Origin of the sequence: Pseudomonas sp. TWR3-1-1 (assembly GCF_049896545.1) — a bacterium.
GTDB classification, from domain to species: Bacteria; Pseudomonadota; Gammaproteobacteria; order Pseudomonadales; family Pseudomonadaceae; genus Aquipseudomonas; species Aquipseudomonas weihenstephanensis.
In genome coordinates, this window is record NZ_JAFCUO010000001.1 from 33,251 (window position 1) to 42,316 (window position 9,066).

The 9,066-nt window shown below is 55.9% G+C and carries 7 protein-coding genes; 5 read left to right on the forward strand and 2 right to left on the reverse strand.

The features are described from left to right. Window positions 1-28: 28 nt before the first annotated feature. The 3 genes from rplQ (at window position 29) to bfr (ending at window position 2,657) form a co-directional block, all read left to right on the forward strand. Complete coding sequence (gene rplQ, locus ACP7A4_RS00240; RefSeq protein WP_016779185.1) at window positions 29-415, forward strand: 50S ribosomal protein L17; 387 nt, start codon at window positions 29-31, stop codon at window positions 413-415. Window positions 416-588: 173 nt separating this feature from the next. Then, window positions 589-2,037 (forward strand): catalase, encoded by a 1,449-nt coding sequence (locus ACP7A4_RS00245; RefSeq protein ID WP_059763672.1) that lies wholly within the window; start codon window positions 589-591, stop codon window positions 2,035-2,037. A 155-nt stretch (window positions 2,038-2,192) separates the two neighbouring features. After that, window positions 2,193-2,657: a bacterioferritin gene (gene bfr, locus ACP7A4_RS00250; RefSeq protein WP_048362317.1), complete on the forward strand. Its 465-nt coding sequence runs from the start codon at window positions 2,193-2,195 to the stop codon at window positions 2,655-2,657. A 59-nt stretch (window positions 2,658-2,716) separates the two neighbouring features. On the opposite strand, the gene uvrA is transcribed toward bfr, so the two are convergent. Then, window positions 2,717-5,551: an excinuclease ABC subunit UvrA gene (uvrA, locus tag ACP7A4_RS00255; RefSeq protein WP_059763673.1), complete on the reverse strand. Its 2,835-nt coding sequence runs from the start codon at window positions 5,549-5,551 to the stop codon at window positions 2,717-2,719. Between the two features lie 197 nt (window positions 5,552-5,748). On the opposite strand from uvrA, the gene ACP7A4_RS00260 reads away from it, so the two are divergent. Further along, the gene (locus ACP7A4_RS00260; protein ID WP_048401537.1) at window positions 5,749-7,140 is read left to right on the forward strand and encodes an MFS transporter; all 1,392 of its coding nucleotides are present in this window, start codon (window positions 5,749-5,751) and stop codon (window positions 7,138-7,140) included. Window positions 7,141-7,149: 9 nt separating this feature from the next. Further along, window positions 7,150-7,698, forward strand: a complete 549-nt coding sequence (locus tag ACP7A4_RS00265; protein ID WP_203302158.1) for a single-stranded DNA-binding protein — start codon at window positions 7,150-7,152, stop codon at window positions 7,696-7,698. Between the two features lie 97 nt (window positions 7,699-7,795). Here the strand turns inward: ACP7A4_RS00265 and ACP7A4_RS00270 are convergent, their stop codons facing one another. Continuing rightward, a complete protein-coding gene (locus ACP7A4_RS00270; protein WP_426245043.1) occupies window positions 7,796-8,983 on the reverse strand; it encodes an MFS transporter in 1,188 nt (395 codons plus the stop codon). Window positions 8,984-9,066 lie beyond the last annotated feature (83 nt).

A 9,066-nucleotide genomic window follows, 5' to 3' on the forward strand; every position in this document is an offset into this window, starting at 1 on the left:
GAACGTTGTGTTTGGTAAGGAATGAACCATGCGTCATCGTAAAAGTGGTCGTCACCTGAGCCGCACTAGCTCGCACCGCAAGGCTATGTTTCAAAACATGGCAGTGTCGTTGTTCGAGCACGAGCTGATCAAAACGACTCTGCCGAAAGCCAAAGAACTGCGTCGTGTTGCTGAGCCGCTGATTACTCTGGCCAAGATTGATTCTGTTGCTAACCGCCGTCTGGCATTCGACCGTACTCGTTCGAAAGCCATGGTTGGTAAGCTGTTCAACGATCTGGGCAAGCGTTATGCAACTCGTGAGGGTGGCTACCTGCGCATCCTCAAGTGCGGTTTCCGCGCTGGCGACAACGCGCCTATGGCGTACGTCGAGTTGGTTGATCGTCCAGTTGGCGGTGAAGCTGTATCCGCTGAGTAAGACGTCAGTCTCTACAAAGAACCGGGCCTAGTGCCCGGTTTTTTGTGCGCGTTGAATTAAGTTTTTCTATTGTTACGCATCATTTAATGCATTTGCCCATGTTAAATACATGGTCAATACTCCTCCTCAGCCGATTAGCCGGCAGCACCAAGACTGACTGAGGAAGTAAACGCATGAGCCAGACCAAAACGCTTACCACCGCCAGCGGCGCCCCAGTAGCTGATAACCAGAACTCTCGTTCTGCCGGTCCTCGCGGCCCCTTGCTGCTCGATGACTTCCATTTGCTTGAGAAGCTCGCGCATTTCAACCGCGAAAATATTCCAGAGCGTCGTGTCCACGCAAAAGGTTCAGGTGCGCACGGTACGTTCACCCTCACCCGTGAGATGACCCAGTTCAGCAGCGCCAAACTGTTCGATACCCTTGGCAAGCAAACGCCGACATTCATGCGCTTCTCTACTGTGGGTGGTGAACGCGGTTCTGCTGACACCGAGCGCGACCCGCGCGGCTTTGCCATCAAGTTCTACACCGAAGAAGGTAACTGGGACATTGTGGGTAACAACACGCCTGTGTTTTTCATCCGTGATCCACTGAAGTTTCCTGACTTCATTCACACGCAAAAGCGTCTGCCGCAGAGCAATCTGAAAAGCGCACAAATGATGTGGGACTTCTGGTCGCACTCACCGGAGTCTCTGCACCAGGTCACGATCTTGTTTTCTGACCGAGGCATTCCTGATGGCTACCGCCACATGCACGGCTTCGGCAGCCACACTTACAGCTTGATCAACGCTGCGGGTGAGCGTCATTGGGTTAAATGGCATTACAAAACCAAGCAAGGCATCAAAAACCTGCCACCGGCAGAAGCTGCACGTTTGGCAGGCACTGATCCTGACTACGCTCAGCGTGATCTGTTTGGTGCAATTGAGCGTGGCGACTTCCCGAAATGGCGCGTTTGCATGCAGGTAATGACCGAAGCGCAGGCCGCTGCACATTACGAAAACCCGTTTGATGTGACTAAAACCTGGTCGCAAAAAGAGTTCCCGTTGATAGAAATTGGCGAGCTGGAGTTGAACCGCAACCCGCTCAATTATTTCGCAGAAGTCGAACAAGCCGCTTTTGGGCCTAGCAACATGATTCCGGGCGTAGGTCTGTCTCCTGATCGCATGCTGCAAGGCCGTGTGTTCGCTTACGCCGATGCGCATCGCTATCGTGTAGGGACTAACCACCAACACCTGCCGATCAACTCGCCTCGTGTACCCGTTCACACGTACCAGCGTGATGGCTCGATGGCATATGGCAACAATGGGGGGGCAGCGCCGAACTACGAGCCTAATAGCTACGCAGACGCTCCCAAGCAGGCGCCGCAGTACGCTGAGCCGCCTTTGGCGTTGAGCGGCGCAGCGGACCGTTACGATCACCGTGAAGACAGCGACTACTACAGCCATGCCGGTGCTTTGTTTCGCTTGATGAATGAGGAGCAGAAAGCCTTGCTCATCAACAATATTGCAGGCGCCATGGCCGGGGTATCGGACGACGTGGTGGAGCGTCAGCTTCAGCATTTCTACAATGCCGATCAGGCGTATGGTGACGGTGTTGCAAATGCGCTGGGTGTACAGCGTAACTAACTCTAAGTGAGAAGCAGAACCGCCCTCAATTGGGCGGTTTTTGCGTTTTTTAACCTGTTTTTCTCGTCATAAGAGGGTATTTATTGCGATTGAGCCGTGACCTCTTGGTCGGCTTGGTTCAAACTACAGCCTTTCAAGCAGGGAGATGTGGGCCGATGCTAGGGCACCCGGAAGTAATCGATTACCTCAACACGTTGCTGACCGGCGAGCTGGCTGCACGTGACCAATATTTCGTCCATTCCCGTATGTATGAGGATTGGGGTTTCACAAAGTTGTACGAGCGTATCAACCACGAGATGGAAGAAGAGGCACAACACGCAGATGCGTTGATGCGCCGGATTCTGATGCTTGAAGGAACGCCGCGTATGCGCCCGGATGACTTGGATGTGGGTACTTCTGTACCGGACATGTTCGCCGCAGATTTACGCCTTGAGTACAAAGTACGTGCTGCACTGTGCAAGGGCATTGAGTTGTGCGAGCTACACAAGGATTACGTCAGCCGCGACATGCTGCGTATTCAGTTGGCTGATACCGAAGAAGATCACACCTACTGGCTGGAAAAACAGCTGGGCCTGATCAAGTCAATCGGCCTTCAGAACTACCTGCAATCGCAGTTCTGATGGCTCAGTAAAAAGCCCCTGTCATCTCACGATGACAGGGGCTTTTTCATGCGTTGCGGTTAAGCTTTGTCGCGGATCAGTAACGGCTTCAGATAGAAGCCTGTGTGTGACTGCTTCATTTCAGCGACGTCTTCAGGCGTGCCGGTGGCAATGATCTGCCCACCTTTGGAGCCGCCTTCAGGACCGAGGTCCACCAGCCAGTCGGCTGTTTTAATCACGTCCAGGTTGTGCTCGATGACCACCACGGTGTTGCCGTGATCGCGCAGACGATGCAGCACATCCAGCAACTGTTGAATATCCGCAAAGTGCAGGCCCGTTGTTGGCTCGTCGAGGATATACAGGGTTTTACCAGTGTCACGCTTGGACAGCTCGCGGGACAGCTTCACCCGCTGCGCTTCACCGCCTGACAGTGTCGTGGCAGATTGTCCGAGCTTGATGTATGACAAGCCTACGTCCATCAACGTTTGCAGCTTACGCGCCAAGGCAGGCACCGCATCGAAGAACACACGGGCTTCTTCGATGGTCATCTCCAGCACTTCGTGGATGCTCTTGCCCTTGTATTTGATCTCAAGGGTTTCGCGGTTATAGCGCTTGCTTTTGCACACGTCGCACGGCACGTAGATGTCAGGCAGAAAGTGCATCTCTACCTTGATCAAACCATCACCTTGGCACGCCTCGCAGCGACCCCCTTTCACGTTGAACGAGAAACGCCCCGGACCATAACCCCGGGAGCGGGATTCAGGCACGCCAGAAAACAGTTCGCGAATGGGGGTAAACAGCCCGGTGTACGTCGCCGGGTTGGAACGCGGCGTACGGCCGATCGGGCTTTGGTCGATGTCTACGACTTTATCCAGGTGCTCCAGACCTTTAATGCTGTCGTGAGCGGCGGCTTCCAGCGTGGTAGCACCGTTCAAGGCCGTTGCGCTGAGCGGGTAGAGCGTGTTGTTGATCAGCGTCGACTTGCCTGACCCTGAAACACCGGTCACACACGTCAGCAAACCAATCGGGATCTCAAGGTCGACATTGCGCAAATTGTTGCCACGCGCGCCTTTGAGCGACAAGGTCAGCTTCTTGTTGCGTGGTGTGCGTTTGGCAGGGACTGCGATCTTCACCCGGCCCGACAAGTATTTGCCCGTCAGCGAGTCAGGGTGGGCCATGACTTCGGCAGGCGTGCCTTGCGCAACGATATGGCCACCATGTACGCCCGCGCCCGGCCCGATGTCCACTACATAGTCCGCCAGCCGGATGGCATCTTCATCGTGCTCGACGACAATCACCGTATTGCCAATGTCGCGCAGGTGCTTGAGCGTGCCCAGCAAGCGATCGTTATCGCGCTGATGCAAACCGATAGACGGCTCGTCGAGGATATACAGCACGCCCACCAAGCCCGCACCAATCTGGCTGGCCAAGCGAATGCGCTGCGCTTCGCCGCCGGATAATGTGTCGGCGCTACGGTCCAGAGACAAGTAATCCAGACCCACATTCACCAGGAACTGTAAGCGCTCGCGAATCTCTTTAAGAATCTTGTCCGCAATTTCGCCACGGCGGCCGGTCAGGCTCAGCGTGCTGAAATACTCTGTTGCATCGCCAATCGGCATGTTGGTGACGGCAGGGAGGGTTTTCTCGCCCACCCACACATGGCGCGCTTCACGGCGCAAACGCGTGCCCCGGCAGTCGGGGCAGGCCTGCGTGCTGAGGAACTTGGCCAGCTCTTCGCGCACGGTCGCCGACTCGGTTTCACGATAGCGACGCTCAAGATTGGGCACGATGCCTTCGAACGGGTGCGCGCGTTTAACGATGTCGCCGCGATCATTCAAATAGCGGAAGTCCACATTCTGGGTACCGCTGCCATACAGAATGACTTTCTGTTTGTCCGCAGGCAGCTCGCTGAACGGCACTTCGAGGCTGAAATCGTAATGCTTGGCCAGCGCACCGAGCATCTGGAAGTAATAGACGTTACGCCTGTCCCATCCACGGATGGCGCCTTCGGCCAATGTTAAATCGCCGTTGACCAGGCGCTTGATGTCGAAAAACTGCTTCACGCCCAAACCATCGCACGTCGGGCAAGCGCCCGCCGGGTTGTTGAAGGAAAACAGTTTGGGTTCCAGTTCGCTGATGGCATGCCCGCAAATAGGGCAGGCAAAGCGCGCCGAGAAAATCATTTCTTCGCCAGGCTCGTCGTCCATTGGCGCGACCAAGGCGATGCCATCGGCCAGCTTCAGGGCTGTTTCAAACGATTCAGCCAAACGTTGTTGCAGGTCCGCACGTACTTTGAAGCGGTCAACCACCACATCGATCGTGTGTTTTTTCTGCTTGTCCAGCTTCGGCAGTTCATCCAGCTCGCAGAGTTTGCCGTTAACCCGCGCACGCACAAATCCTTGCGCTCGCAGCTCTTCAAACACCGACAAATGCTCGCCCTTGCGCTCACGAATCACCGGCGCCAGCAACATCAGCTTGCTGCCTTCGGGTTGTGCCAGCACCAAGTCGACCATCTGGCTGACGGTCTGTGCTTCCAGGGGAATATCGTGGTCCGGGCAACGCGGGATACCGACCCGGGCATACAGCAAACGCAGGTAGTCGTAAATTTCAGTGATGGTGCCGACAGTTGATCGCGGGTTGTGTGAGGTTGATTTCTGCTCGATGGAGATTGCTGGCGACAGACCTTCGATGGTGTCGACGTCAGGCTTTTCCATCATTGACAGAAACTGCCGCGCATAGGCTGACAGTGACTCGACATAACGTCGCTGGCCTTCGGCATACAACGTGTCAAACGCCAGGGATGATTTGCCGGAGCCAGACAGTCCGGTGATGACGATCAGTTTGTCCCGTGGCAGGGTCAGGTCGATGTTCTTCAGGTTATGGGTTCGTGCCCCACGTATCAGGATCTTGTCCACTGCGGCCTCGCTTGGCGGGCATTACGTAAACGAATGAGTATACGGCGCTGTGCGAAAGCTGTGCAGGCCCTTAATGGCACGATGTCATTAAGCAGCCTTTATAACTTTTACGTGACAAAGCGTCGCGCATCGCTCGTGTGTGTGCTGTTACACGATGGGACTGGTAGAATCGCCGCCGGTTCACACGAGGTTTTTCCATGCACGATCCCCATAGCGAACGCATGAGTGGTAGCGAGACCCGCGCAGCAAGCGGTCTGGCCCTTGTGTTTGCCTTCCGTATGCTTGGTATGTTCATGGTGTTGCCCGTATTGGCGACCTATGGGATGGACCTCGCAGGTGCTACACCAGCCTTGATTGGCCTGGCCATTGGTGCCTATGGCCTGACTCAGGCGCTTTTTCAAATTCCGTTCGGGGTTATTTCTGATCGCATTGGTCGGCGCCCGGTGATCTACCTCGGGTTAATTGTCTTTGCCTTGGGCAGCGTACTGGCTGCGAACTCGGATTCAATTTGGGGCGTGATTGCAGGACGAGTCCTTCAAGGCGCCGGCGCCATTTCTGCTGCCGTCATGGCTCTGCTTTCTGATCTGACTCGCGAACAACACCGCACCAAAGCCATGGCCATGATCGGCATGACCATTGGGTTGTCGTTTGCCGTGGCAATGGTCGTAGGCCCGTTGTTAACCCGCGCATTCGGTTTGTCGGGTTTGTTTTTAGCCACCGGCGCGATGGCTCTGGTGGGGATTGTGATCGTCATGTTCATGGTGCCGCGCTCAACCGGTACGTTGCAGCACCGTGAATCCGGCGTGGCCAGGCAGGCTTTGATACCGACCTTGCGCCATCCCGATTTGCTGCGCCTGGACCTCGGCATCTTTGTGTTGCACGCCATGTTGATGTCCAGCTTCATCGCCTTGCCGCTGGCGCTGGTTGAAAAAGCCGGTTTGCCCAAGGAACAACACTGGTGGGTCTACCTGACTGCCTTGCTTATTTCTTTCTTCGCCATGATCCCGTTCATTATCTACGGCGAGAAAAAACGCAAAATGAAACGAGTTTTACTCGGCGCCGTCGCGACGTTGATGCTCACTGAGCTATTCTTCTGGCAGTTCGGCGACAGCTTGCGCGCCTTAGTGATCGGCACGGTGGTGTTTTTCACCGCGTTCAATCTGCTAGAGGCGTCATTGCCTTCGCTGATCAGCAAAGTGTCACCGGCGGGCGGCAAGGGCACGGCGATGGGCGTTTATTCCACCAGCCAATTCCTTGGTTCAGCACTGGGCGGCATACTCGGCGGCTGGTTATTTCAGCATGGCGGTCTGTCGGTTGTGTTCCTTGGATGCGCAGGTCTGGCTGCCCTCTGGCTCGCCTTTGCTGTTACCATGCGCGAACCTCCGTATGTGACAAGCGTGCGCTTGCCGTTATCGCCTGAGGCGCTTCGCGAAGCAGGCCTGAGCGAGCGTTTGAAGGCTGTTGCTGGAGTCACTGATGCAGTGGTGGTAGCCGAAGAGGCTGCCATTTATATCAAATTGGACACCGAACTATTGGATCGCGCGACACTCGAGCAGTTGGTTAACCCAGCGCCGACGTGCGAAGCCTAGGAGAACGTTATGGCCCGTGGGGTTAACAAAGTTATATTGGTCGGCACGTGCGGCCAGGATCCCGAAGTTCGCTACTTGCCTAACGGTAATGCCGTGACCAACCTGAGTCTGGCAACCAGCGAACAGTGGACTGACAAGCAAACTGGCCAGAAAGTCGAAAAGACTGAATGGCACCGTGTCTCGATGTTCGGCAAAGTGGCTGAAATCGCCGGCGAATACCTGCGTAAAGGTTCGCAAGTCTACATCGAAGGCAAGCTGCAAACCCGTGAGTGGGAAAAAGACGGTATCAAGCGTTACACCACTGAAATCGTGGTCGACATGCAGGGCACCATGCAGCTGCTGGGTGGCCGTCCTCAGGGCGACCAACAAAACCAGGGTGGTGGCAATAACTACCAACAGCAGCAGTCTGCCCCGCGTCAGCAGGCTCAACGCCCTGCGCCGCAACAGCAGCAACAGCAACAACAGCAGCCACAGCGCGATTCGCGCCCAGCGCCGCAACAGCAGGCACCGCAACCTGCTCCGGATTTCGACAGCTTTGATGACGACATCCCGTTCTGACCCTCATAAGGCACGTGCTTAGTCGCAGAACTCACGCACGCTGAACGCTTAAAAGGCCGGTCACTTTCTCAGTGACCGGCCTTTTTATTTGCGCGGTTTATGGGCGTCGCATCAACAGCAAGGCCAAGCCTATAGCCGTCGCGGCAATGCCTGCTGAGATCATGCCCAGCGATTGGAGCCCATAGTGCTCAATCCCGAGGCCTCCCACGATTGCGCCCAAACCGATGCCCGCATTGGCTGCCGAAATGTTCAAGGATGCCGCTAAGGCTTGAGCCTTGGCGCCCGCGCGCATGACGCGAACCTGGCAGATCGGAAACAGGGCCGTGTAGGCGATGCCCCACACCACCAGCGCAACAATCAGCCCCGTGTGCTGTGACGCGAGGGGAGTGGCTGCCAGCATGCCGGCCGCCAGTAATGTCAGGAACAACACACTGGACCCCAGCGGGCTGCGATCAACAAGACGCCCGCCGATATGGTTACCCAGCATGCCTACAGCACCAAAGCCCATGAGCCACCAACCCACGTGACGGGGCGCAATGCCAGCCAGGCTCTCAAGGGTGTCTGCCAGGTAGGTATAAGCGGTAAACATCGCTGTAAAGGTCAGTATTGAGAGTGCGATGTGGCCGATAAAGCGCGGGTCTTTGAGGATCTGTGTTTGTTTGTCTGCCGTGGTGCGTTGTGGCGCAGAAGGCAGTGTCGGCATGCAGGTGAGCATCAGTCCTGCGATCAACAGGCACAGGGCCGCCAAGATCCAAAAACTGCCACGCCATCCGACAGCATCTGCGGCCAGCGTGCCCAACGGAATGCCAAATACCAGCGCTGCCGAAATACCCATGTACACATTGGCGATGGCCTTGCCGGCATGCGCCGGGCCGGCCAGTTGCCCAGCGGTTTCGCTGGCGGTGCCCCAAAACACCGGCAACAGCAGCGCGGGAATAAAACGGGCTATCGCCATGACCCAGATATTGACCGACACGGCTGCCAATGCATTGGATGCCGCAAACACCAGCACGATGAAAGTGAACAGCTTGCGCCGATCAATATGCGCTAGCCGCGCTGTCAAAATGGGGCCAAACAGCATCACCGTGAAGGCAAATAACGTGACTAACTGTCCCGCCAGAGTCACGGAAATGGCCAGGTCACGAGCCAGCGCGGGCAGTAGGCCGATGATTAAAAATTCGGTTGTCACAATCACAAAGGCCGCAATCGCCATGATTGCAATCTGTACCCCGGTTCGAGGTTGAGATGGACTGTGGACCGCAGCAGGGGTCTGTGAAGAAGGCATGTTGCATCGCTCTATTGAAATCAGGGCGACAGCTTATTGGAGAAATTTATTCATATTGCGGCTATAAAATACCCAATCGAGTG

Excerpts from the sequence above, each read along its gene's own strand:
- rplQ (WP_016779185.1), top strand. The coding sequence starts at position 29 with ATGCGTCATCGTAAAAGTGGTCGTCACCTGAGCCGCACTAGCTCGCAC.
- ACP7A4_RS00245 (WP_059763672.1), top strand. The coding sequence starts at position 589 with ATGAGCCAGACCAAAACGCTTACCACCGCCAGCGGCGCCCCAGTAGCT.
- bfr (WP_048362317.1), top strand. The coding sequence starts at position 2,193 with ATGCTAGGGCACCCGGAAGTAATCGATTACCTCAACACGTTGCTGACC.
- ACP7A4_RS00260 (WP_048401537.1), top strand. The coding sequence starts at position 5,749 with ATGCACGATCCCCATAGCGAACGCATGAGTGGTAGCGAGACCCGCGCA.
- ACP7A4_RS00265 (WP_203302158.1), top strand. The coding sequence starts at position 7,150 with ATGGCCCGTGGGGTTAACAAAGTTATATTGGTCGGCACGTGCGGCCAG.
- ACP7A4_RS00270 (WP_426245043.1), bottom strand. The coding sequence starts at position 8,983 with ATGCCTTCTTCACAGACCCCTGCTGCGGTCCACAGTCCATCTCAACCT.